This is a genomic window from Shewanella amazonensis SB2B (assembly GCF_000015245.1).
Classification (GTDB): domain Bacteria; phylum Pseudomonadota; class Gammaproteobacteria; order Enterobacterales; family Shewanellaceae; genus Shewanella; species Shewanella amazonensis.
Genome location: NC_008700.1, coordinates 3,191,241 through 3,215,148, shown reverse-complemented (window position 1 = coordinate 3,215,148; position 23,908 = coordinate 3,191,241). Strand labels below are relative to the sequence as shown.

The window sequence follows — 23,908 nt, the reverse complement described above, 5'->3', positions numbered from 1 at the left end:
CTTCAAGCAGGAGACTGCAAGACGCTGTCTGACGGCTTTGGATTAACTCACGCTGGCGGGAATTCTGTCCGCCAGTGCTCGGGTATTCAAACTGACTTTGCTTGCTGCTTGTGCCTGTTTCAGTGCTGCCTTTTTCATGGCCATGGGGCAGCGCCCGCATGCCGCTGGTTCAAGCTGCTGAATACTTTCATAAAGACGGCTGAGATCCGGGATGTTAATCAGTCCCCGCGACTCTTCTATCATACCTTCACTGTTCATCTTTTTTATCAGTCGGGAGAAGGTCTCCGGCTGAATTGACAACCGCGATGCCAGGGTTCGTTTGGGCACATCCAGGGTCAGCATGCCGCTGTTATCCCCGGAAGGTTTGCTGTGCCTGAGCAAAAACATCAGCAGCCGGTTCTCGGCATTTTGCAGCGACAGGTTTTCAATCTCCTGAATATCCTTGTGCAGGCGCATACTCATGGCCGCCATGACTGCAATGCAGGCATCCGGACTTTGCTTGAGAATGGCCAGATAGGCCTCGGCATCAAAGCTGATGAGCTCGCAGGCTTGTACCGCCTGGGCAGACACAGGGTAAAAGGGTTCCTGATTGAAAATCAGCGCTTCGGCGAAAGAGTGATTTGGCCGCACGACCTCCAGCACCTTAAGCTGCCCCTGGGCGCTGGTGATATAGAGTTGCAGGTTGCCCTTGAGCACCAGATAAAAGCGTTTGGCGGGGTCCTGACGATGAAACAGGTGTTCCTGCGCAGACAAGCTGATGCGACCGGCTCCCGCCAGCAACTGTTCCAATTGCCTCGGCTCGAGGGGCGAAAAAAGATGATGCTGATGAATAATCTGACTGGTCTGAATGTCGGTGATCATGCTGCCCCCCGGCTCGGTTACTGAAGGGCAGACTAAGTCACATTTCCATTCAAATCATTGATCTGGATCGCCTTTGATGGATAAGCCTGAGATCAATGATGATGCTCATGGCCCGACGCCATCATTTCCCCTTGCCCGGCTATCACGGGCGCGTCAATCCGGGCGGTTTCACCGTTATCAAAGTGCAGTGTCAGTGCGACTTTTTCCCCGGCTGCAGGGGGCGCCTGCATGTCCAGCAGCATGCCGTGATAACCCATGGGGGCGAGTTTGACCATGGTGTGGGCGGCCACCTCAATGCGCTCAACCCGCTGCATTTTCATCATTTCGCCCTGTTGAATACTCTGATGCAGCTCAATTCGCCCCATGGGCGTTTCAATGGCTGTGAGGGCGATATCCTTTTCGCTGCCATTGTGCACAGACAGATACACAGGCACGGCTCTGGCATTGGGGGGCATGGCCCTGACCCAGGCGTCGTGGACCATGAGTTCCCCGGCGATGACGCCCGAGGTATTCAACAGGGCCAGCAGCAGGGCGGGTTTCAGGAGCTGTTTGAGGTTGAATATCATCTTGTTTTCCTTTCATGTAGCTGAATTGATGTCACTGTCGGATTAACTTTTTGCCTGAGTATTAAGCAGTGAGGAAATATCCGCCTGCATCTCGTCCAGCGGCGTACCTGTGTAGAAGAAACCCCGCACCCGCCCTTCGGGGTCGAGTACAAAAATCTTGGCGGTATGGGAGTAGAGGTAGCCCTTGCCGGCGCTGCCCTGGCGTTCGAGGCTGAGTTTTTTGTATTCGGTCGTGACCTTATCGTCGGCAAGCTTGCTGTAGTCGGCATGGTACATGGCGGCTACTTCATCAATTTTGGCCCGCTCGTCCACCAGGCCGATAAAGCTGGGGTCAAAGTAACTCAGATATTTATTGAGGTGTTTGGGGGTGTCGTAATCGCTGTCGATGCTGACAAAGAGTACCTGAATACGGGCGCGTTCCTCTGCTGGCATTTTTTGCATCAATTGGCTGATGTGAGCCATGGTGGTAGGGCAAATGTCGGCGCAATTGGTGTAGCCAAAAAACATCATGACCACCTTGCCGCGAAAGTCACTGAGGTTGACCTGAGTCCCTTTGCTGCTTTGCATGCTGAAGTCGCCGCCAATGCCTTTGAGTACCGGCATCTGTGCCTGTACCTGGAAACCGGCGAATGCCAGCAGCAACGCCAGTATGGATAAGGATTTGCCAATGAAGATGGCTGACTGTGTGTGCTTGTTTGTCATAAGGGTCTCCTGGTTCAGCACCGGATTTCGGCGCCAAGGTCGGTTACTGGCGGGAGAAAGCGCTCCCTGTACGCAGAAATCACTGCCTGCCCATCGGTCACAACCAGAGTCATGTCGACCTGGATCTGGGATAGCTCTTCTTCACCTCGGGCGTTTTGCGCCCGCCACTGATATTCAAAGCTCACCTGGTATTCCCCGGGCTCGGCGCCTGATTGCAATATCAGATTTTTAATTTCCCGCCTGCTGGATTTAAGTTGCAGGCTATTGAGGTGGTTAAGGTAAGCCGCAGGATTGTTGATGCCTTTTTCGGGGGCAATAAAACTGGCTGTTTTGGTGAACGGGGGCAGGCCCTGTGGATGAAGCGTGCCCGGTGAATCCAGCTGAGCCGTCCAGCGATAAATCAGCGCCCGGATAAGGTTGCTCTCGGCCGAGGGGCGAAAGCGGGAGTCGAAGTCATCCTGTTCGTGCACTTCGGTCGTGAGCGCCGTAAGCGCCATGGCTGCGTCAAAGTGCATGGTGACTTCAAGGTAGTGTCCCCGGGTCATGTCGCCGGGTGATGGAGGCAAAAACTCCAGGGACACTGAAGCCTGTATAGCTGAGTTACTGTTCGCTTGTGAGCCGGTGGACAGTGACGTGTCGACAAGCAGTGGTGTGATGGCAAGTATGTGATGGGCACCGCCGCCTTGAGCGTCCTGATATTCCGGTAGTGTAACGGCCAGTTGCTGCCCGCTGAATGACGATGTTTTGCCTGAGTCCAACATGCCATACCACTGATAAACCGCGGCTTCCAGACGGTAGTCTTTCAGTGGCTCGGCGGCATAAAGCGGCAGGCTCAGTGACCACAAGAGGGCGCAAAGCCATGCCTGCTGACGTCGCCATGACTCCTTAAACTTGCATGCCCAGAATCCATCAGCGAGGTGGGAACTGCTCATATCAGACTCCTTTGCCGGGCCTTGCAGCCCGGCGCTGCAAGGTGCAGACGACAGACGTTCACCTGTCCGCGCGTACATCTTGGCGTTTGCACCCAGGTATTTCACATCTTTGAGCCGGGAGTGCGCTGTGGCTCAGTCAGCGCACTCTGACTCAGTTAACGCGCAGCGATTTATGCGATGGCGCTGGGCTTTCTCACCTGTACCATCAGGTTGTCATCCCACTCACCGTCTACCTTGATGTGGGCGGCAGCCCCTTTCATGATGGCCTCAATCAGGTTGTGGTTAACGTAGGCGTGCAGCCCGGGCTGACGGAAGGTGTAGAGTGCAGCTGCCGCGCTGCCACCGGCCACCATCCAGGTTTCCAGATCCCGTTGTGGGCGGTCGGCAAAGGAGCCTGCGGCCCACACATAGTCACCATGGCCGCCGATGATGTGAGGGCGGGTGTCACGGTTGGCCTGGGAGTGGATAAAGAGCACTGACTCACCCACCTTGGCAGGCATGGCGTGCTTGCCGGTGAGGGCACCTACCCCGCCGTTGAACACTATGTGGGAAGGCAGCAGTGTCTTCATGGTGGTGAGCACTTCTTCCATGCTCTCCATCAATTGGTTGTAACGCTTGTAGTTGCCCTGTGCATCTTTGGGCACATAGAAGTCGGCTTCGCCAATGTAATAGGCGCGGTCGTAGTGCAGTGGGTTGCCATCACCGTCGCTCAGGCCTTCCCTTGGCAGTACCATGATGGCGCCGTGCATCCCCATGGCTACGTGCCAGGGGATCATGATGCCGCCCGGGGCACAGTGATACACAAAGGTACCTGCCTTGGTGGCTTTGAAGCGGAAGGTGACTTCCTGCCCGGGGGCAACCAGAGTCAGTTCGCCGCCGCCCAGCGCGCCTGTGGCTGAGTGCAGGTCGATGTTGTGTGACAGCACATTGGTCTTGGGGTTAACCAGCGTCAGCTCAACGTAATCGTGCTGGTGGCACACAATGAGTGGCCCGGGCACACTGCCGTTGAAGGCACACACCCAGGCAAACACGCCATTTTCCAGCTCAATTTGCTTTTCTTCTACTTCGAGGCGGACTTCAATGACCTTGGGTTTACCCGTGGCCACCTGATCATGCTTGGGTACCATTGGCGGCGGCACCAGCTCCTGCTTTACGCGCTCCAGTTGATCGGCGGTGTAGTTGGCCATGCGATCGCTTTTGGCCTTGTTACCTGCGGTGGTGGCATTGGCCTGGCTGCTCATTAGTCCGGAAGCGAGCCCCAGTCCCACCAGACCAGCACCCACAGATCCACCCAGAAATTGTCTGCGGTTGGTGTCCACGCCATGTTCGATAGATTGCTGTTCGTTTTTCATGCCAAACTCCATGGTTGTGATATCGCGTGATGGTTTTTATGGCCTCCTTGAGAGGAGGCGCTTGGTGTTGAGAATCCTTTTCTGGTGTCTAAATTATCGCCATGGGCAAAAAAGCAATTGATGGAAGTCAACTGGCGAAAAAAACTTTCCGTTAACGTCAAATGAACAGGTAAATTACAGGGGGATGGGGAGAAAATGCTTCCCATTAAAGGCTGTTAATTTAGATGGAGAGCCAGCGGCCGCTCTGCTATCTTTGCAGTGTTTTCAACCTTTTCCGGCCAGCCACAAGGAGCATGATGCCGCGTTCGCCGAGCAGCCAGTATCTGGCGATAGAAAGCCTGAGTCGTTATGCCCGGGAAGAGCGTGAATCCGCTCTGGGCATTATCCGTAATGTGCTGCAGATGTCAGACATAGCGCCGGGCCGATTCAATGCCGCCATGCAGGCTGTGGCCATGCATGGGCGAATTGCTTTGCACTTTCATCCGGACAGGTTTGATTCCCGGGGACTGACGGTGGCCGAAGGCCTGTTGCAGGACGGCCGCTATCGTTGCCAGTTTGAAACCCACATTTCGTCCGGTCTGCTTTCGCCTGAGATTGGCGGTGCCCGTGATCACTGGGAGCGGCAATTTTTCCGTGAGCTCACCACAGATATTGCTGCCCGTCCCAAGTATGGCGCCCTCGATTTACTGCTCGCCCCCAATGGCCCTGCGCCGCGTTTTGGCAGCTGCTATTTCCTGACCAAGCCGGAGGTGCTGTCTCGGGCAACCTTTTGTTTTAACGATTCTTACCGCAATCCCCGTGACAAGGGCACAGCCGATGCCTTTGAGATGGTGATGGCCGCCTTGCTGACCGAAAGTTTCGAGCGTCGTTACGCCTTGGGTGAGCATGGCCTGGCACCGGCCAAACTGGTGGAAAGGCTTGTCTCGACTCTGGGTGAAGATATCGTGATGAGGTTTGAGCGCGGCTTGTCGGGCAACCTGGATCACTATATCGAAGCCCAGATCCACGGGCCGCTGTCGCTTGCTGAAGACATGGAGGCACTGGTGGCCGATCCCAGTTTCAGAGGCACTGAGATTGAACCCTTGCTGCGCTCGATTGCAGAACGTTATCAGATAGCCCTTTATTGGCATTCAGGCCTCTGCCTGGATGTGGAGCATGTGGTGCGGGATTTTCGCGGTGCTGGCATGCCGTCGCTGGCCCAGCGACTTGCCATCGATGGTAACGTTACGGCCTATGCCATCGGCGTTGCCGCACGGGAAGTCAGTCGTTTCCCAACCCGCTGGCGCGCACGAGGCCACAAAACCGAGGTGCTCAGCGAACTTAAATGGTTGTGGCATCTGTTGGTGCGTTACGGCGCCGCGCGGGATGAGCGTGAGACATCGTTTATGCTTGATGAGTCAGCACCGCTGCAGGAAAATGTTCAGGCCGAGCCTGGGGGCAATGACGCTACCTGCGTCCAGGGGACATGCAAAGAAGAGGGCTTTGAGGCATCGGTAACCACAGAGGGGGCTCACACCGCGGACGCGGCTGCTGCCGTCAAAGACAATTCAGCGAGCTGAATGCCTGCCCAAGGTGGAAAGCCATTTCCCTGCCAGTGCTTAGAAACCACCGCCAACCCGCCACATAAGAGGTTGGCTTAATCCAGACTTAAGCGTTTTTTTGATCCAGCGCAAATTCTGTGAATCCCCTAACAAATCCATCGACTTGGGTTTCCTCCTCGTGCAAACACTGAGATACTGCCTCCCTGCCGTAATTCCCGGCCCCGGTCAAGGGGCGTTGGCGCAGGATATACATGGACAAATCCCTCGAAAAACAACTCGCTCTCTGGCTTAAATCCCGTAAGGCCGCCTGTGGTCCTTTTCTGCTGCTGAGTGTTGCGCTTGGTCTGTTCGCCGGTTTGTTACTCATAGGCCAAGCCTGGTTACTTGCCCGCATGCTGAGCGCGGTGGTGATGCAGGGCGAAACTATTCAAGCCCTCGGGGCTGAAATAGCTGCGCTGCTGGGGCTAATCATTGCCCGCGCGATTGTTGCCTGGGCCCGTGAGCGGGTTAGCTTTGAAGCGGGGCGCCGTCTTAGAACTGAACTCAGGGCCGCTGTACTAAACCATCTCTCGGCACTGGGACCTGCCTTTATCAAAGGTAAACCCCTTGGCAGCTGGGGCGCCGTGGTGCTTGAACAAATCGAAGATTTACACGACTTTTACGCCCGTTATCTGCCGCAGTTGTCGCTCGCTGCCCTTATCCCTTTGGTGATCCTGGCCTGCGTGTTTCCGCTGAACTGGGCCGCCGGTCTGATTTTGTTGGGGACAGCGCCGCTTATTCCGCTCTTTATGATCCTGGTTGGCATGGGCGCCGCCGATGCCAACCGTAAGCACTTTGCCGCACTGTCGAGGCTGTCAGGGCATTTTATGGACAGGCTCAGGGGCATAGTTACCCTGCGGCTGTTCGACCGGGCCGAAGCAGAAGGGCGTGCCATCGAAAAAGCCTCCGATGAATTTCGAAGCCGCACCATGGCCGTGCTGCGTATGGCGTTTTTAAGCTCAGCGGTTCTGGAGTTTTTTGCCGCTGTCAGCCTGGCTCTGGTCGCGGTTTATTTCGGTTTCAGCTATCTGGGGCACCTGGATTTTGGCCATTACGGTCAGAGTATCAGCCTCTTTACCGGCCTCTTCGTGCTGATGCTTGCGCCGGAGTTTTATCAGCCTCTCAGAGACATGGGCACCCACTACCATGCCAAGGCGCAGGCGGTGGCCGCCGCCGAGGCGCTGTCTGAGCTGCTTGCCATCGATACAGATACACAGCAAGGCAAGCAGCCATTGCCACACCATCTCGATATTGAAGCGCGGGATCTGTGCATATACAGCCATCAGGGGGCATTGATTGCAGGGCCGCTGTCATTCAGCGTCAGGCAAGGGGAGCGCCTCGCCATTGTCGGGCCGTCCGGAGCGGGTAAAAGCAGCCTGCTGCATGCGCTGCTGGGCTTTTTGCCCTGTAAAGGGACGTTAACCGTGGGTGGCATGCCTTTCACCGAGCTGGATATGGGCCAGTGGAGAGGCGCTGTAGCCTGGCTTGGTCAAGAGCCTCATCTCTTCCATGGCAGCATTCGCGACAACATTGCCATGGGCAGAGCGCTTGGCGATGAGCAAATTCAGCAGCTGCTCGCCAAGGCGCAGATAGCGGATTTTGTGGCAGGGTCGGCCGATGGCCTGTCGCACGCCATCGCCGAAGGAGGCGGCGGCGTGTCTGTGGGGCAAGCCCAGCGGCTGGCGCTGGCACGAGCTCTGGCAGGGCAGCCCCAAGTCTTCCTGCTGGATGAACCCGGCGCCAGCCTGGATGTGGACAGTGAGCGCAAGGTGATGGAAAGCATCATGCGGGAGAGTGAGGGCCTGAGCCTGGTCATGGTCAGCCATCGCCTAGAAGCGCTGACCCAGCTCGACCGTGTACTGGTGATGGATGGCGGCGCCATTGTGGAGTCGGGAACGGCGATAGAGCTTGCCAATGCCAACGGCCTGTTTGCCGATCTCTTGTCTGAGTCGGGGCTTGCGCGCAGCCTGGATATCCCGATGTGTGACGGGGAGCTGAGGTCATGAACTTGATTAAACTTTTTTTACCTCTGCTGCGCCGCCAATGGCTGATGATGTTTACCGGTTTGTTGCTGGCCTTTATTACACTGGTGGCCGGAATTGGCCTGTTGTCGCTGTCGGGCTGGTTTTTGTCTGCTACCGCCGTTGCGGGGCTGAGCCTTGCCACGGCCCAGGCCTTTAACTTTTTCACCCCGGCGGGTGGGGTACGTTTTTTATCTATAGCCCGCACCGCGAGTCGTTATGGTGAGCGTCTTGCCACTCACGAAGCCACCTTCAGACTGCTGACCGAGCTCAGGGTAAAGGTGTGGCGGGCTTTGATGCCGCTGGCGGACAAGGATTTGGCGGGACTCAGACAGTCGGAACTCCTTAATCGCTTGGTTGCCGACATCGACACCCTTGACCATCTGTACCTGCGCCTCCTGGTGCCCATGGGGGCCTTTGTTGGGGTGCTGCTGGCGCTGTTTGCCTTTATCGGATGGTTTGACGCTCGCCTTTCCCTGCTGCTTTGTGGCGGTTTGCTGTTGGCGCTGTGTTGTATTCCCCTCAGTTTTTATCTGCTTGGGCGCAGCAGCGCTGTGGCAGTCGTCAATGAAAAGCGCCGCTACCGGGTGCAGTCCCTGGAGTTTTTGGGCGGGCTGGCAGAGCTTTGGCTGTTTGGTGCCCTGGACAAGTATCGGCAGGATTTGAATGCCACAGAGCGGCAATGGCAAGACTCGCAGCGTGCCATGGCCGGGTTGCAGGGGCTATCACAGGCGGTGCTGGTGATGGTACATGGCGTGCTCATCGTGTTGATGTTGGTCATGGCATCCAGTGGTGTTGGTGACAGGGTTCCCCCTGGGCCTTTGGCGGCCATGGTGCTCTTTGCCAGTCTGGCAGTGATGGAAATGCTGATGCCGCTGGCGGGAGCATTCAGTCAGCTGGCGGGGTGTCTGGCCGCGGGCGACAGGGTCAATGACATTACCGGCAAGCAAAGCACCATCGCATTTGGTGATAAAACGCAGCTGCCTGCCGGGGACATTATTTTTGAGAATATCGAGTTTGGTTATCAGGCACAGGATCCGGTGTTGTCGCGTTTTTCGCTGCATATTCGCCGGGGGAGCAGGGTTGCTGTGCTCGGCAAAACCGGGGTGGGGAAATCCAGCCTCTTTACCCTGCTGACCCGAGGCTACAATCCCGACGCGGGGCGTATTCGGGTGGGTGACACCGACATTCAGGAGGTCACTGAAAAAGCGCTGCGTTCGGCCATTACCGTGGTAAGCCAGCGGGTACATCTCTTTGCCGGCACCCTCAAAGACAACCTGGCCATGGCCTGTGAAACACTGCCGACCGATGCGGCGCTGATACAGGTACTGGAGCGGGTAGGACTGGGTTATTTGGCCCAAAGCGACGATGGACTCAAGCTGTGGATAGGCGAGGGGGGCCGTTTGCTCTCGGGGGGAGAGACCCGCCGTATTGGGATTGCCCGCGCGCTGTTGAAAGACAGCCCCATTTTACTGCTGGACGAACCCACCGAAGGGCTCGACAGACGTACCGAGCGGCAAATGCTGGCGCTGCTGTTTGAGCATGCCAAAGACAAAACGCTGGTGATGATAAGCCACAGACTGACTGCCATGACAGAAATGGACGCTATCCATATCCTGGAAAATGGCCGTGTTCGCGCCAGTGGCAGCCACGAGACATTGGTGGCGCAGCATCCAGAGTACCGGGCGCTGTCCCTTAGCCGTGAGTAAACCAGCATGTAAAAAACAGGGCCAAATGGCCCTGTTTTTATTTGAACCTGGCGATGAATGCCAGGCACTTTCGGACTTTGCCTGGCTAACCCAGGCGTTTGGAAAACTCCAAATAGCGCATCACTTCCTCTTCCCTGAACATCAGCTCTTCGCCTTCACCCACATTGGTCAGCAAGTGTTCCCTGGCATAGCGTTTGATGGTGACGGCAGATTTATCGAGCAGCTTGGCAACTTCGTCCAGTGTCAGCAGTTTATCGCTCATTGGGCTGTTCCTCTGATGGCGGTCTTAATCGGGGTTAATCAAGTATAGCCAATGACGCCAGCGTGCAAGGGGCCACAAAAAAGCCGGGCAAGCGCCCGGCTTTTGAAGGCCGTCGACTATCAGTCGGCGTCGCCCAGAGACAGCAGGGTCGCATTACCACCGATGGCGGTGATGTTGTTGGTGCGGGTCTTCTCGGTTACAAAGCGCGTCAGGTAGTGTGGACCACCGGCTTTTGGACCAGTGCCGGACAGGCCCTGGCCACCGAATGGCTGCACACCCACCACGGCGCCGATTTGGTTACGGTTGATATACACGTTACCCACGTTTACCTTGTCGGCCACTTCCAGGGCATGGCCCTCGTTACGGCTGTGGATACCCAGAGTCAGACCGAAGCCGGTAGAGTTGATGTCATCGATAACCTTCTGCAGGCCGGCGGCCTTGTAGCGCACCACGTGCAGGATAGGACCGAAGTTTTCTTTGGTCAGTACCTTGATGGAATCGATTTCCACCGCAGTTGGCGCCACGAAGTGACCGTTTTCGGTGCCTTCCGGCAGGCTCAGTTGGTGAATGAGACGACCCACCTGCTTGATATGGTCGATGTGAGCATTCAGGTTGGCCTTGGCGGCAGCATCAATCACAGGGCCTACGTCGGTCTTCACTGAGCCTGGGTTACCCAGAGTCAGCTCATCCATTGCACCCTTGAGCACGTCCAGAACGCGTTCGGCGATGTCTTCCTGCAAATAGAGTACACGCAGGGCAGAGCAGCGCTGACCGGCGCTGGTAAAGGCTGAAGATACTACATCGTTCACTACCTGTTCAGGCTGGCTGGTGGAGTCAACCACCATGGCGTTCTGACCACCGGTTTCGGCAATCAGCGGGATGATGGCGCCATCACGACCGGCCAGCGCACGGTTGATAACCTTGGCTGTGGTGGTAGAACCGGTAAAGCACACGCCGCCGATGCGCTCATCGGAGGTCAGCTTGGCACCCACTACGGCACCTGTACCCGGCAGGAATTGCAGTACGTCTTTGGGAATGCCGGCTTCATGGGCCAGCTGCACCGCGCGGAAACCAATCAGGCAGGTTTGCTCTGCTGGCTTGGCAATCACTGTGTTGCCGGTTGCCAGTGCGGCGGCTACCTGACCGAGGAAGATGGCCAGCGGGAAGTTCCATGGGCTGATACACACAAACACGCCACGACCCTGCAGGAAGAGTTCGTTCAGCTCGCCTGTTGGGCCTGGGAGCAGCTCAGGCTTGCTCATCATCTTCTTGGCCTGCACCGCGTAGTAGCGGCAGAAGTCCACGGCTTCACGCACTTCGTCGATACCGTCCTGAATGCTCTTACCGGCTTCACGGGTACACAGGGCAATCAGCTCTTCGCGGTTTTCTTCCAGCAGATCCGCCAGCTTTTGCAGTGCATTGGCGCGGGTCTCAACCGGGGTGCGGCACCAGCTGGCAAATGCCTTGTCGGCACCGGCAATGGCCTGTTCTATGGTGGCTTCGTTTGCGAAGGCGACCTGACCCACTTTCAGGGTGGTGTTGTATGGGCTGACTACGTCACGCACTTCACCCGACAGGGTCTCACCGTTGACCAGCGGACCTGCGCTCCACTGGGTGTCCTTGAATTTCTCCAGAGCAGCGAAGAATGGCTCGGATTCGGAAATGATGTTCATATTGAGTCCCTTGGAATTTTTACGCTCAGCACCGAAGATGTCGGCGGGCTTAACTATTTTGTTGTTTGCCAGGGTCTTGTAGCCTTGCAGGGTTTTCAGCGGGTGGGTCACCAGCGACTCGATGGGCGTCTTGGGATCCACCAGTTTGTGTACAAATGAGGTGTTGGCACCGTTTTCAAGCAGACGACGCACCAGGTAAGGCAGCAGGTCCTTGTGGGCGCCTATCGGGGCGTAGATTCGCACTGTGGGTACGGCGGCTTCGGCCAGCACAGTGTCATAGAGTTCCTGACCCATACCGTGCAGACGCTGGAATTCAAACTTGCGATCGCCCACCATGGCGGTGATGGCGGCAACCGTCTGGGCGTTGTGACTGGCAAACTGCGGATAGATAACGCCGCGGGTGGCTTCAGACAGCAGATAACGGGCACAGGCAAGGTAAGACACGTCGGTGGCAGCCTTGCGGGTAAACAGCGGGTAGCCTGCTTCACCGGCTTGCTGAGCCCACTTGAGTTCGCTGTCCCAGTAAGCGCCTTTTACCAGGCGTAGTGGGATTTCATCGCCCTGTTCTTTAGCAAGGCGGGTCAGCCACATCAACACTGGCAAAGCACGCTTGGAGTAAGCCTGCACCACAATGCCCAGTAAACCCCAGCCTTTGGCGGCGTCAGACTGATACAGCTTTTTGAAGAGTTTCAGCGACAGTTCGAGACGGTCTACTTCTTCAGCATCAATCTGGATGCCCACGTTAAGACTTCGTGCCTGCTCGATAAGCTTTATCAGGGTGGCGTACAGCTCGGTCATCACCCTGTCTTCGTTGGCTACTTCGTAGCGTGGGTGCAGGGCAGACAGCTTGATGGAAATGGTGGGACGTGGGGCTTCGCTCTCATCAAACTTGGCCGTACCCAGTGCCTGAATGGCATTGGCGTAATCGCGGTAGTACTTGTCGGCATCCTTCATGGTCAGGGCGGCTTCGCCAAGCATGTCGTAGGAGTGGGTATAACCCAGCTTGCGCTTCTCGGCGGCGTTTTTCAGGCCTTCTTCGATGGTACGACCCAGTACGAATTGCTTGCCCATGATTTTCATGGCGGCGTACATGGCCTGACGAATAACAGGCTCACCCAGACGGTTGACCAGACGGCTCAGCAGATTGCTTGGGGTGCCGTCGAGGTTTTTGTCGAGTTGGACGATTTTGCCTGTGAGCATAAGGCCCCAGGTGGAGGCGTTTACCAGCACGGAGTCGCTCTTGGACATGTGCTCATCCCACTTGGCACCGGAAAGCTTGTCGGCAATCAGGGCGTCGGCGGTTTCGGCATCCGGAATACGCAGCAGCGCCTCGGCCAGGCACATGAGGATAATGCCTTCCTGGGTTTCCAGAGAGTACTGTTGCAGGAAGGCATCAATGCCAACCATCAAACCTTTCTTCTCGTATTGGCGAACCTTGGCCACCAGATCGTGGGCACGGCTGGTGATGCGCGCGATTTCTTCGTCGCTCGACGGAACCAGCGCAATCAGTTCTTTGAGGTAGGCTTCCTCATCAACGATGTAGTTTTGACTGATCAGACTGAACAATTCGTCGAGATTGGCGTTGTCGTAACGACCTGCCAGTACTTCACTCGCTTTGAACATAGTTATCTTTCCATCTGGGCCGGTTAAGGGGGTATCGGGCACGCTCGCTTGGGGTGGCCGATGCTCCGGCGGACGCCTTTATTTCATTTTGTATACAATTTGACGTCTCGGGCGCGCAAATTATACATGCAAAATGTGATCGGCGACACTGGATGGGGAAGGAATGTGAATATTGTTTGATTTAGATTGGGACAGGCGTGCGTAACGCCCACTTGACAAGGCCCCGCTGTTTGAAATCAGCGGGGCCTCAGGGGATATCAATTCATCCAGCGGCCGCTTCTGCGTCTTTGTGGTCGGGGTAAATACACCAGTATGACACCCACCAGAATACCCAGCGCGGCAATCAAGCCCCCCTCTTGCCACAAACGGAAACGCTCATTGTTTTTAAGCGACTGCATTTCAGATTCTGCCTGCTCTCTTGCGGTCACGGCATTGTCTTTGTCGGCAACGGCTGTTCTCACCAGCTCATCGGCCTTGGCAAGTTGTTCACGCAGGCCACGGATAGTGCCATCGGCGTCTTTAAATTCTTCCCGCACAGCAGCGAGTTCGGCGCGATTGTCTTCCAGTGCTTTTTCCGCTTCTTCCAGCTTTTGTTTCAAGCTCTTGCCGCTGCTCAGCGCGTCGGTGCGGACCCAGCCCTCGCGGCCACGATGATCGACAATTTCTGAAAAGTCACCGGAGGTTTTACCGGTGAATGACACCTGAGTGCCTGCGTTGATGCTGCCCAGAATGCGGAACTCATTGCCCGGGCCATTATGCAGGTAGATGTAAATGTCATCGGAAATATAGCGCGGCAGATTTTCAGCCAACAGGGCCGGGGAGAGGAGCAGGGCTCCGGCAAGAAACAAGGGTCTGAACACAGATTACATCCCATCAGCAAAAGTGTGCCACCATGCTAGGGATTTGGCGACGCCAATGCAAGAGGGAAGTCTCGCGACTTCCCTCTTGTTTTTGGCTTGTTGTCAGTGGTTTAAGCTGTTTATTTGCTTATCCGCCGAACACGCCCCAGATAACGTAGAAGAAAATGATGGACAGGCCGGCACCTGCAGGCAGGGTAACTACCCAACTGACAACGATGTTACGTACCACACCGATGTTAATTGCAGCGATACCACGGGCCATGCCCACACCCAATACCGCACCCACCAGAGTCTGGGTGGTGGAGATTGGCAAACCGGTACCCGAGGCGATAACCACGGTAGAGGCGGCCGCCAGTTCGGCAGCGAAGCCACGGCTTGGGGTCAGGTGAGTGATGTTCTTACCAATAGTTTGCATTACGCGCTTACCGAATATCGCCAGACCAAACACGATACCGAAGGCGCCCAGAGGCAAAATCCACCATACCAGAGCAGACTTGGCAGCAATCTCACCACCGCTGTTTACCACAGAGACTACGGCAGCCAGAGGACCAATGGCGTTGGCTACGTCGTTAGAACCGTGGGCAAAGGCCATACAGCAGGCAGAGACCACCATCAGCACGGCAAACACTTTTTCCACGTTGGCAAACTGGGTGTGACGGTCAGCTTTTTCAGCCATTTTCAGGCGGCCGATAAACATTTTACCCACGATGGCAACGGCGATACCGATGGCAATGGCCAATGCGTAAGCTTCAAGGGCAGAGAAGTGCAGACCTACGTGCTTCAAGCCCTTCTTGATGGTGACCAGCGACATCACAAAGCCGGCCAGTGCCATATAAAACGGCACATAACGCTTGGCGTTTTCCAGTGGGTTGTCGGTGTTGAAAATCAGCTTCTGGGCACTCTGGAAAATCAGGAAGGCGATAAAGCCAGAGATAGCAGGAGTCACTATCCAGGAACCCACGATACCGGTCACCTTACCCCAGGCAACGGCTTCAGAGCCTACACCTACAGCGGCGAAGCCGATGATGGCACCCACAATAGAGTGGGTAGTAGACACGGGCCAACCCAGAGCAGAAGCCACCACCAGCCAAATACCGGCAGCCAGCAGTGCGGCTATCATGCCGTATACCAGTAAGTGCGGTACTTCGGTAAAGTAGCCGGCATCGATGATGCCGTTACGTATGGTGCTGGTTACTTCACCACCGGCCAGATAAGCGCCGGCAAATTCGAAGATCATCGCAATGATGATCGCCTGCTTGATGGTAATGGCGTTGGAGCCAACCGAGGTTCCCATGGCGTTGGCTACGTCATTGGCGCCAATACCCCAGGCCATCAGGAAACCGAATGCGGCCGCGATGGCAATCAGCCACGGGCCATAGGTGACAAATATATCAACCATATTTTATAACCTTCGTTATACGCGAGCTAACATCAGCTCAAGGCGGGAACCGACACGCTCTGAGAGATCGGCCAAATCGCCAACCCACTCGATGATCTTATAAAGGAACATCACATCAACGGCGCTCATGCCTTCTTCAACGGCATAGAGACCGCGGCGTACGGTGATTTGCAGTGCGTCAGTGTCTTCTTCGATGGCATCGAGTTCACCGACCATTTTTTCTACCAGGGCGACTTCACGACCACGGAAACCGGCTTCAAGCAGTTCGTCGAGTTCGTTGATAGCTTCTTTGGCCATGGCCACAGCGTCCAGACAACGCTTGAGGTAAGCCATAAAAGGTTCCTGGATAGGTGCAGGAATGACGAGGTTACGGCCTATGATGCGGCCGGAGATGTCTTTTGTTTTATTGGCAATCTTATCTTGCTGGGTTAAAAGCTCCAGCAGGTCAGTCCGTTCTACAGGCATGAACAAACCGCCAGGCAGGGTCAAACGGATTTCACGCTTAAGAGCGTCCGCTTCCTTTTCTGCTTTGTTGATTTGTTTGCGAAGCTCTGTGGCTGTATCCCAATCTCCCGAAGTCGTGGCTTCGAAGAAGGGGATGAGGAAGTTGGCGCACTCGTGCACTTTATCGATGTGCTCTTGCAGCGGCTTGATTGGCGATTTTGCAAACACGCCCAAAATGGAGTTTACTGGCATAGCCGTTTACCTATGTAGGTTATTCCACTATTGGAAATTGCGGGCGCATGGTAACCCAAGCGTCCACGTATTGAAACTGTGTTTTTACCTAAAAAACGCAAGTCTTTATACTATCGGGTTATAACCTAACCCACGGCGCGCATCATACTGAAGAATTGTGACAACAGTATGACATTATGACGCTCAGGTGTCAGTTTGATGAATTTTTGATGAACTTCAGGGCCCTTTTCAATGGAAGCCGAGATAGAACTCAAGCTTTTTTTCCTTCCCGAATATAAAGATAGCCTCATCCAGGCACTCAATAACAGATTTCCGCACAGTATCCGCGACGACGCTCAGTTGAGCAACGGATACTTTGATACCCCCGACATGCAATTGCGACACTGGGATATGGGCCTCAGGGTACGTGGTCGCAATGGCAAGCGCGAGCAAACTATCAAGACCGCCGGCAAGGTGGTTGGCGGCATTCATACCCGTCCCGAGTATAACGTCGATATTGACGCAGATATTCCGGACTTGTCGCTGTTTCCGGCGGACATTTGGCCAGAAGGCGCAGCTCTTGAAGCGACTCAGGCGCGCCTCGCCTGTATTTTCAATACCGATTTCAGGCGTCTCACCTGGCTCGTGGAAGAGGGGCAAACTCGTATCGAAATCGCTCTGGATCAGGGACTGATTTGCGCCGCGGGTAAGGAAGAGCCCCTGTGTGAACTCGAATTTGAACTGATGGCAGGCGAGCCTCTGGCCCTCCTTGATTTGGCCGCAGAGCTCGCTGGTTCCCTCCCGTTGCGCTTAGGTAAGGCCAGCAAGGCGCAGCGTGGTTACCGACTCGCAGGAATGGCCTCCAAAGCGGCCCCTCAGGTGCTGGAAACCATTCCGATTGCCCCCTCTGCCAGCGCAGAGCAAGCCCTGACGACCCTTCTTGAAACCGCCCTTGAGCGATGGCAGTTGCTGGAAGATTTGCTGGGGCAATCCGTGGCCGATCCCAATGGCTGTGCCTCGCTTTGGTTAAGGATGCGCAGCTGTATTGGGCTGCTCGAAGCCAGCTGCCGTCATTTTGGCTTGTTAACGCCCGAGCTCGAGGCCGGCTTCAACGACATTCGTCAGGCCTTGGGGTTTGTGGACGAGCTTACAGCGCTTACCTTTATTGCTGAAAATCGTGATTCGTTGCTGGGACGGCGAAAAGATGCACTGCTTTGGCAACAGGAAGCACAGGCGCGCCTTGGTGCCGAGGCCTCGACCGAAAGGTTGCAAGCCCTGTGGCGTATGCCCACCTACGGTCAGGTGCAATTGGCGTTGGTTCGGCTACTGATGTTGCCAAAGCCCGTGGCTGAAAATGGTCTTCGTCAGGTAGCCGATTCGCTGCTGCAGGCATCCTGGAAATGCATTCAAGCTTTGATGCCAGAGCAGGGTGCCCAAAGCCCAAGGGCCTGTGACTTTTTGCGGCTTGGCAGTGTGCTCGATGAAGCACTCTTGGTGGGGCTTGCCTATGGAGAGCTGTACAGTAGCGATGCCAGGCGTCAGTACCGGGCACCCTGGCAAGACCTTCGCCGTGGCATAGATACCCTGAGAGCCTATGTCTTGCTGGGAGAGTTGGCTGGCCCTGAGGCCGAGATGCAGGAGTGGCTCGACGATAAGTCCTTAAGCCTGATGCACGCGTTGGAGCAGAGCCGCCGCTCGGCCCTGGCCCAATTGCCATACTGGCTGAGTTGACGCCGACCTGCGGATTGCCATTATGTCCCGACAAGGCAGATAGTTTGGTTCAAACCAATCTATAAAAACGCCCGAAATTTTCGGGCGTTTTTTATGGATTGCCGTAAGAGATTATCGACAAAGGCTCATTGCTCGGTTGTGTTGCCTTTGTCTGTGTCTTCCTTCTGTTTCGCCGCGCCTTGGGCTTCTTTTAGCGCATGTTTCAGCGCGGCCATTTCTCTTAGCATGGTGGCTTGATTGTCTTCCATGCGCTTGAGCGCAGCATCCAGCTCATGGCGAATATTTTCAGCCTGTGCCTCCTGGCGCTCTTCGTCATCCGGCGCCACGAATACGGACGCCATATAACCCGAAATAATGCCGAAAAAGCTCACGCCACAGACGATGACCATGGAGCCGACGATGTGCCCTGCGGTAGTGACGGGGTAATGATCGCCATAACCCACGGTGGAAATAGTGACCATGGCCCACCAGATGGCCTGTTCTGCGGTAAGTATGTTGGAACCGTCGGCAGGGGACTCCACCAATAAGATAGCCACAGAGGACAGGGTCAGAATGGTAACCAGTGCTACCAGGAGACTGGCGAGGGTTGCCTGGCGTCTTTGCCTGAGTACCTGAGCCAAAAGGGAGCGGCTCATGCGAACGAGACGGATAACCCGCAGAATTTGAAACAGACGGGCGAACCTGAGGGTTTCGATGGCCGGGATGCTGGCGACAAAGTCAATCCAGTGATCCCGAATGAAGTGCCATTTATTGGTGGCGTTGAAAAGCCCGATAAAAAAGTGCACCAGGAAGATGGAGCAAATGCCGGTATCGATAAAAAACAGCAGTCGATAGGTTTCAGCATCGAGACGGCCAAAGGTCATTACCAGAACCACAATAACCGCGAGCAATGATAACAACATCATCGCCAGCTCTATCGGCTGTGGGCTTTTTATGCGCTTTACGTGCACCTTTGTATCTTCTGGCATCTGACTCCCCCAAGTCCTGGATTTGGCTGTCACTCAGTCTTCAGAAACGAAATTGACCAAGTCTTCCAGTACCCGCTTTTTAATTTCAAGCTGACTCTCTGCACTCAATCCATATTTTTCGGCCAGGCGGACATAGTCGTCAGGGCTCAGTGACACAGTGAGCCGGGGGCGGGTTGGCCGCTTGGCCACCGGCAGGCCCAGGATGGAGCGAATTTGATCCGATGGGCTGCGATTGGCATCCAGTGCGGCCTTGCGGATCTGGTACTGAAATTTTTCATCCAAATCGAAGGCAACCTGAGTCGCCTTGGCGGCCTTTTGATTTTGCAGCCAGGTTTCCGGCAGCGGGTGTTTCGTCTTGGTCATGATGGGGTTCCTGGCCAGTACTCTCGAATAATTCCAAGGGGCTTTGTCAGGCCGACGAGCACGTCTGTCTCTCCACCTTCGTACACTTCGACTTCCACCGAATAGGTTTCGCTCGAATCTTCCAGCAGATAGCGCTCAAAGGGTTCACCGGTGGCGCCATTGGCATCCTGAGGCGGTTTGAGGCCTCGGTAGTCTTCACGATGGAAATAGCCGAACTGGGCGAAAACCACTTCATAGTATTGATTTGCAACCCATTGTTCAAGATGAGATGGGATATGCTGCGTCGAGAGACTCGCCTTGCAATCTTCTTCAAAAATGTCGCTGAAGGCATCCAGATCAAACAGGGTTTCGACGTCGCTGCGCTGAATTTTCAGGCTGAAGCACAGCGCTGGCTCATCGTCGTCCACCAGCCCCATATAGAGGGTATCGCCACTGGCTCCCTTAAGCTGCCATTCGGTTTCCTGACTGCGCTCAAACTCATAGGTGTTGACCGCAATCACTTCCAATGCCTGGCCGCGCAGTTGCTGCGGCAACCCAAAGTCATTATCCAGGCTGATAATATCGCCTTTTTTCAGCTCTTTTGGGTGCTTGATGACTCTGGGGGGAACGGACTTGTCACCGAAGAGGCTTTTAAAAAAACTCATGTCAGAGCTCCGTGCGCGGATGAAGTGTAAAACGGTTGGTACGGAACAAACACAAACACCCGGCGCCGTTTGGCCCGGGTGTTTGATGTACCGGAGCGATTAACCTTTACGGGCCTTGAGCCTTTCAAGCACGGCATTGGCATCGCTCTTCTGTTCGCCGATACCGGCCTCCGCCAGTTTGGCAGCCAGTGACTTGTCACTGTTTTCACTTTCGAGAGTTTCGGCGGCCTTCATTCGGTCATCAAACTGCTGCTGACGGGCCTTGATACGCTCCAGTGATTCTTTGGCATTCAGCAACTTGGAGTTGCTGGAAGCAAAAGAGTCTGTAATGGAGGCGGTGGCCTTTTGCACGCTTTCGGTGGTTTTCACCATCGACAGCTGACGTTGATAATCGGCTAGCTGACGCTCGGTTTTCTTCACCAATTCTTTCAGCTTGGCGGCGTTATTGGAGAAGGCTTCGTTGGCGGATTGTTGCTCGGCCAGTTCCTGTTCCAACTGGGCAATCTTTTCGGCCACTTCCAGAGCGAGTGCCTCATTGCCTTTTTCCAGCGCCTGGGTTGCGTAGCCTTCATGCTCACCAATGGTGCGTTTCAAGCGGTCCACTTCACGGGCGGCAGCCATTTCTTTGGCCATAACGTCTGTCAGGTCACGCTTGGCTTTGGTCAGGTGTTTTTCGGCGTCACGGATTTCCTGCTCGAAAATGCGTGTGGCATTGGCGTCGACAATGCTTTGGCCTACTTCGTTGGCGCCACCGCGAAAGGCGGTCAGGATCTTGTTGAGAATGCCCATAATGCAGCTCCTTAGTTCAGGTAATCGGCCATTTCGGCAATAACTTCGAGACAGTTGTCGGACAGGACACTCAGTTCCTGCTCGATTTCGGCCATGCTGGATTTGAGTGACAGAGCGCCATACACCACATATTTGTCGTCAATTTTGGCAAAGGCCGACAGTGGCATGGGAATGTTCAGCTCCAGCATGGTTTCAAACATCTCGGCGCGGGTTTCGGTTTTGACTTCGTCTTCACCCCACAGGTAGCTGATACAGAGCACCTGATTATCGGTAACCGACACAAAAATCGGGATCTCCTCCCGGCCTACGATATTGACCTGCAGTACCTCCACATCACCTTCGATGGGATAACAATCAAACCTGAAACCGGTCTGGCTGTTGTCACCCAGTCCATTAAGATGATTGGCGATAGCGTGGATATTCATAGTTGTCCTCTCTGACATAATATGTCTGTGGTTCAAGATAACATCGGGACATAATATGTCAAGCGTTATCTTGGTCGTTTTTTCGCCCCGTGTGTAGCCTGTTTTAAGACGTGAGCTGTTTTGATGGCCTTCCCTGTTAAAACAAATTGATACCGCTCTCTTCCTGCCAGGCTTCCTGATGATATTGGTAGATCACCTGTGAGCCGAATCGGTTGATGTCCACCGCCAGAGCCCGCTCTTCAAATCCAGGTGGAAAAGCAAAAGAGGCACTTATCATCTCTTTGCTGAGCCAGGGATGGGGCATGGGCTCTGCCGCCATCACCTTGTCTTTGGCCGAGCCCGACAGGGTGCCGAGCGTCCAGCCCCACTCACCGAAGCTGGGTACGTTTTGGTGGTAGCGGGCAATGTTGAATCCAGCCGACTCAAGGGTGTTGCCCACACTCAGGAAGGCTCGGGTGGCATGCCAGGGGGAGGTAGATTGAATCGCAATGGCGCCATCGTGGCTCAGCAGCTCTTTTAGTTTGCGGTAAAAGAGATCCGAATAGAGTTTGGAGAGATCCGGATGACTTGGGTCCGGCAAGTCAACAATCACCACATCAAAGTGGCGGCCCGCCTCGATAAGCCTGTCTACGCCATTAAAGGCATCATCAAACACCAGCGTGAGTCTCGGGTCCTGCAGTGCCCCGACATTCTGCGTCAGCAGTGCGTTGGACAAGCGCGGTGGCATATCCTCAGCCGGTGACTGAAACAGGCGAACCAGCTGTTCATCCAGGTCCATCAACACCACTTCGTCTGGTTGCCATCTGAGCACATCCCGGGCGGCCATGCCGTCACCGCCACCGATAATGAGTACTCTGTCGTGTCTGGTTGCTGCCATCATTGCCGGCCACACCAGAAAGCCGTGATATATGGCCTCATCCTGAGTGGAAAACTGCAATCGGCCATTCAGATACAGGGAATACACAGGGGGCGCCTTGCCCCTGAGCCGCTCGGTGAATACCAGTTGCTGAAAACGGGTTGCCGGCGAGTAAATTACCCGGTCTTTGTAGAGCAGATTATTAAAATCCTGCTCCAGTGCCGGGCCTTTAAGTGCCAACAGCAGAAGGGCAAAGGATGCCAGAATATGCCCAAGCAGCAGCCAGGTAAAGCCCGTCAGACGCGTTCTGAAACGCAGAATAAACGCCAAACCTGCCAAGAGATTCACACTGGCCGTCAGGGCGGCGGCAAGCTGAATATCCATCGCCAGCATCAGACCCACCCAGATAGCGGCCCCAACCCCTGCACCCAGATAATCGGCACCGTAAATGGTGCCGGCATTGTGCAGCAGATGCTCATCGGACAGTGCCTGGCGAACTCTGGCAATAAGTGGGATCTCCATGCCGATTAACAGCCCAAGTAAGGTGCCCACCAGATAGGGCAGATACTGCATCAGCTGTTGTATCTGCCCCAGAAATCCGCCGGTTGGCAAAAGGTCCGGCGGCAAACCAAAGGTGTCAGCCAGCACCTGGGGCAATCTCTGGGTGAGACCGATGGCGGCGGCGCAAAACAGTACGCTGGAGGCACCAAGCAGGGCCACCGTCAGTTCCAGCAAGGCAAAACCGACAAAGGGATTGCGAATCGCCCGGGCAGCAAAGGCACCTGCACCCATGGCTACAATCATCAGGCCAATCATGGTGTAAATGGCGGCTTCCATGGCGCCGAGGATCCGCCCGGCATAATGGCTCAGCAGATACTCGTAAATAAGGCCGCACCCGGCCAAAAGCGCCATGATCCCCAATAGCAGCGCATCATCCAGGCGGCCGAGGTGTTTGGCCGGGGTCAACGGCTGAGGCAGGTCCTGTGCCAGCGCCATGGCTTAGGCCATCAGTCCGGTGAGAATAAGCGCAATCGCAATACTGATGGCGACCTCTACTGACGCGAGGCCCACATTATGTTGGCGCTCGATTTCATCGGCGAGGTTTATACGGGCCAGCACCAGCAGTTTCACCAGCTTTAGTAGCAAAGAGAGCGCCAGCAGCATCACCAGTGAGAAACACAGCCAGCCGAGGAGGTTGGTTACATAGGCCGTTGGCGAAAACAGAATAAAGTGGCTCGCGGCATTGAAGGTTAATGCCATGGCCAGCATATGTCCTGCGTGGCGAATGGCGAGGGCGGTATGGCCCTTGGCCAGGGCCTCCTGCATGCAGGCACCCTGATTACGTGCGCTGTAGCGGTTTTCACGAAGCCGTGTCAGCAGCACCAGCATCAACTGCGACACCACAAAAGCCGTACCGATGGCGATAAAGGTATTAATAGTTAAGTCTTCAACCCACAGTAGACTGGCGCGAATGATAATGGCAGTGGCCACGGCTGCGGCTGCGTCCACCAGTGCTACCGACAAATTACCTTTGAGGATCTGGCTGTTTTTGTCGATGTTGTTGAGGGCGATTTTGTCGTGCATGACCCGGCCGACTTTAATCAGCAGCATACCAAATACACCATAGGCGCCCATGCCGATGGCTTCTGTGAGGTAGTCAGGGGCAGCAGCACCAGTGATAGCGCCTGTGAGGACAACGCCTAGTGCCAGCACGGCGCCGGCAGTGCTGATCCCGAAGGCGGCATTATCTTTCTCAGCCAATTCATGGCTGCTGTTGACCTTGACGCTCCACCCCTGCAGATAACGCATGGCAGTCAGCAGCGAGACGGCGATGGTGAGGTCGATGGCCAGGATCAGCAACAGTTCTTGTGTCAGGCCATAGTCTTGTAACAGTGTCATCATCAGATCCTTAATTTC

Annotated in this window: 21 protein-coding genes; 4 read left to right on the top strand and 17 right to left on the bottom strand. The window is 55.3% G+C overall.

Annotation, left to right across the window (positions count from 1 at the left end; translation table 11 throughout):
- Positions 1-42: 42 nt before the first annotated feature.
- The 5 genes from SAMA_RS14065 to nirK form a co-directional block, all read right to left on the bottom strand.
- A complete protein-coding gene (locus SAMA_RS14065; RefSeq protein ID WP_011760793.1) occupies positions 43-861 on the bottom strand; it encodes a Crp/Fnr family transcriptional regulator in 819 nt (272 codons plus the stop codon).
- Positions 862-953: 92 nt separating this feature from the next.
- Positions 954-1,427 carry a copper chaperone PCu(A)C gene (locus tag SAMA_RS14060; protein WP_011760792.1) on the bottom strand — a complete coding sequence of 158 codons (474 nt, stop codon included), beginning with the start codon at positions 1,425-1,427 and terminating at the stop codon, positions 954-956.
- Positions 1,428-1,469: 42 nt separating this feature from the next.
- A complete protein-coding gene (locus SAMA_RS14055; protein ID WP_011760791.1) occupies positions 1,470-2,129 on the bottom strand; it encodes an SCO family protein in 660 nt (219 codons plus the stop codon).
- A gap of 14 nt (positions 2,130-2,143) precedes the next feature.
- A complete protein-coding gene (locus tag SAMA_RS14050) occupies positions 2,144-3,061 on the bottom strand; it encodes a hypothetical protein (protein ID WP_011760790.1) in 918 nt (305 codons plus the stop codon).
- Positions 3,062-3,231: 170 nt separating this feature from the next.
- Positions 3,232-4,413, bottom strand: coding sequence for a copper-containing nitrite reductase (gene nirK, locus SAMA_RS14045; protein WP_011760789.1), 1,182 nt, complete (start codon positions 4,411-4,413; stop codon positions 3,232-3,234).
- A gap of 293 nt (positions 4,414-4,706) precedes the next feature.
- Between nirK and SAMA_RS14040 the strand changes: the two genes are divergently transcribed.
- The 3 genes from SAMA_RS14040 to cydC all read left to right on the top strand — a co-directional run bounded on the left by SAMA_RS14040 (position 4,707) and on the right by cydC (position 9,723).
- On the top strand, positions 4,707-5,972 hold the full coding sequence (locus SAMA_RS14040) for a DUF3626 domain-containing protein (protein WP_232280491.1): 1,266 nt from the start codon (positions 4,707-4,709) through the stop codon (positions 5,970-5,972).
- Positions 5,973-6,205: 233 nt separating this feature from the next.
- Positions 6,206-7,999 carry a heme ABC transporter permease/ATP-binding protein CydD gene (gene cydD, locus SAMA_RS14035; protein WP_011760787.1) on the top strand — a complete coding sequence of 598 codons (1,794 nt, stop codon included), beginning with the start codon at positions 6,206-6,208 and terminating at the stop codon, positions 7,997-7,999.
- Positions 7,996-9,723: a heme ABC transporter ATP-binding protein/permease CydC gene (gene cydC / locus SAMA_RS14030; protein ID WP_011760786.1), complete on the top strand. Its 1,728-nt coding sequence runs from the start codon at positions 7,996-7,998 to the stop codon at positions 9,721-9,723. The genes cydD and cydC overlap by 4 nt, the downstream gene beginning before the upstream one ends.
- A gap of 85 nt (positions 9,724-9,808) precedes the next feature.
- Here the strand turns inward: cydC and SAMA_RS14025 are convergent, their stop codons facing one another.
- The 5 genes from SAMA_RS14025 to SAMA_RS14005 all read right to left on the bottom strand — a co-directional run bounded on the left by SAMA_RS14025 (position 9,809) and on the right by SAMA_RS14005 (position 16,236).
- On the bottom strand, positions 9,809-9,985 hold the full coding sequence (locus SAMA_RS14025) for a helix-turn-helix domain-containing protein (protein WP_011760785.1): 177 nt from the start codon (positions 9,983-9,985) through the stop codon (positions 9,809-9,811).
- A gap of 119 nt (positions 9,986-10,104) precedes the next feature.
- On the bottom strand, positions 10,105-13,281 hold the full coding sequence (gene putA, locus SAMA_RS14020; protein WP_011760784.1) for a bifunctional proline dehydrogenase/L-glutamate gamma-semialdehyde dehydrogenase PutA: 3,177 nt from the start codon (positions 13,279-13,281) through the stop codon (positions 10,105-10,107).
- Positions 13,282-13,538: 257 nt separating this feature from the next.
- Positions 13,539-14,141 (bottom strand): TIGR04211 family SH3 domain-containing protein, encoded by a 603-nt coding sequence (locus tag SAMA_RS14015; RefSeq protein WP_011760783.1) that lies wholly within the window; start codon positions 14,139-14,141, stop codon positions 13,539-13,541.
- Positions 14,142-14,268: 127 nt separating this feature from the next.
- On the bottom strand, positions 14,269-15,540 hold the full coding sequence (locus tag SAMA_RS14010; RefSeq protein WP_011760782.1) for an inorganic phosphate transporter: 1,272 nt from the start codon (positions 15,538-15,540) through the stop codon (positions 14,269-14,271).
- Between the two features lie 15 nt (positions 15,541-15,555).
- Positions 15,556-16,236, bottom strand: coding sequence for a TIGR00153 family protein (locus SAMA_RS14005; protein WP_011760781.1), 681 nt, complete (start codon positions 16,234-16,236; stop codon positions 15,556-15,558).
- A gap of 231 nt (positions 16,237-16,467) precedes the next feature.
- Between SAMA_RS14005 and SAMA_RS14000 the strand changes: the two genes are divergently transcribed.
- Positions 16,468-17,946 (top strand): CYTH domain-containing protein, encoded by a 1,479-nt coding sequence (locus SAMA_RS14000; protein WP_011760780.1) that lies wholly within the window; start codon positions 16,468-16,470, stop codon positions 17,944-17,946.
- A 125-nt stretch (positions 17,947-18,071) separates the two neighbouring features.
- Here SAMA_RS14000 and SAMA_RS13995 read toward each other — a convergent pair whose 3' ends face one another.
- The 7 genes from SAMA_RS13995 to SAMA_RS13965 form a co-directional block, all read right to left on the bottom strand.
- A complete protein-coding gene (locus tag SAMA_RS13995) occupies positions 18,072-18,914 on the bottom strand; it encodes an ion transporter (RefSeq protein WP_011760779.1) in 843 nt (280 codons plus the stop codon).
- A 33-nt stretch (positions 18,915-18,947) separates the two neighbouring features.
- The gene (locus SAMA_RS13990) at positions 18,948-19,277 is read right to left on the bottom strand and encodes a hypothetical protein (RefSeq protein WP_011760778.1); all 330 of its coding nucleotides are present in this window, start codon (positions 19,275-19,277) and stop codon (positions 18,948-18,950) included.
- On the bottom strand, positions 19,274-19,921 hold the full coding sequence (locus tag SAMA_RS13985; protein ID WP_011760777.1) for a hypothetical protein: 648 nt from the start codon (positions 19,919-19,921) through the stop codon (positions 19,274-19,276). Before SAMA_RS13985 ends, SAMA_RS13990 begins: the two co-directional genes overlap by 4 nt.
- Positions 19,922-20,020: 99 nt before the next feature.
- The gene (locus SAMA_RS13980; RefSeq protein WP_011760776.1) at positions 20,021-20,710 is read right to left on the bottom strand and encodes a PspA/IM30 family protein; all 690 of its coding nucleotides are present in this window, start codon (positions 20,708-20,710) and stop codon (positions 20,021-20,023) included.
- A gap of 11 nt (positions 20,711-20,721) precedes the next feature.
- Positions 20,722-21,135, bottom strand: coding sequence for a YjfI family protein (locus tag SAMA_RS13975; RefSeq protein ID WP_011760775.1), 414 nt, complete (start codon positions 21,133-21,135; stop codon positions 20,722-20,724).
- A gap of 136 nt (positions 21,136-21,271) precedes the next feature.
- The gene (locus SAMA_RS13970) at positions 21,272-22,987 is read right to left on the bottom strand and encodes a polyamine aminopropyltransferase (protein ID WP_011760774.1); all 1,716 of its coding nucleotides are present in this window, start codon (positions 22,985-22,987) and stop codon (positions 21,272-21,274) included.
- A 3-nt stretch (positions 22,988-22,990) separates the two neighbouring features.
- On the bottom strand, positions 22,991-23,890 hold the full coding sequence (locus tag SAMA_RS13965; protein WP_041409874.1) for a DUF350 domain-containing protein: 900 nt from the start codon (positions 23,888-23,890) through the stop codon (positions 22,991-22,993).
- Positions 23,891-23,908: the final 18 nt, after the last annotated feature.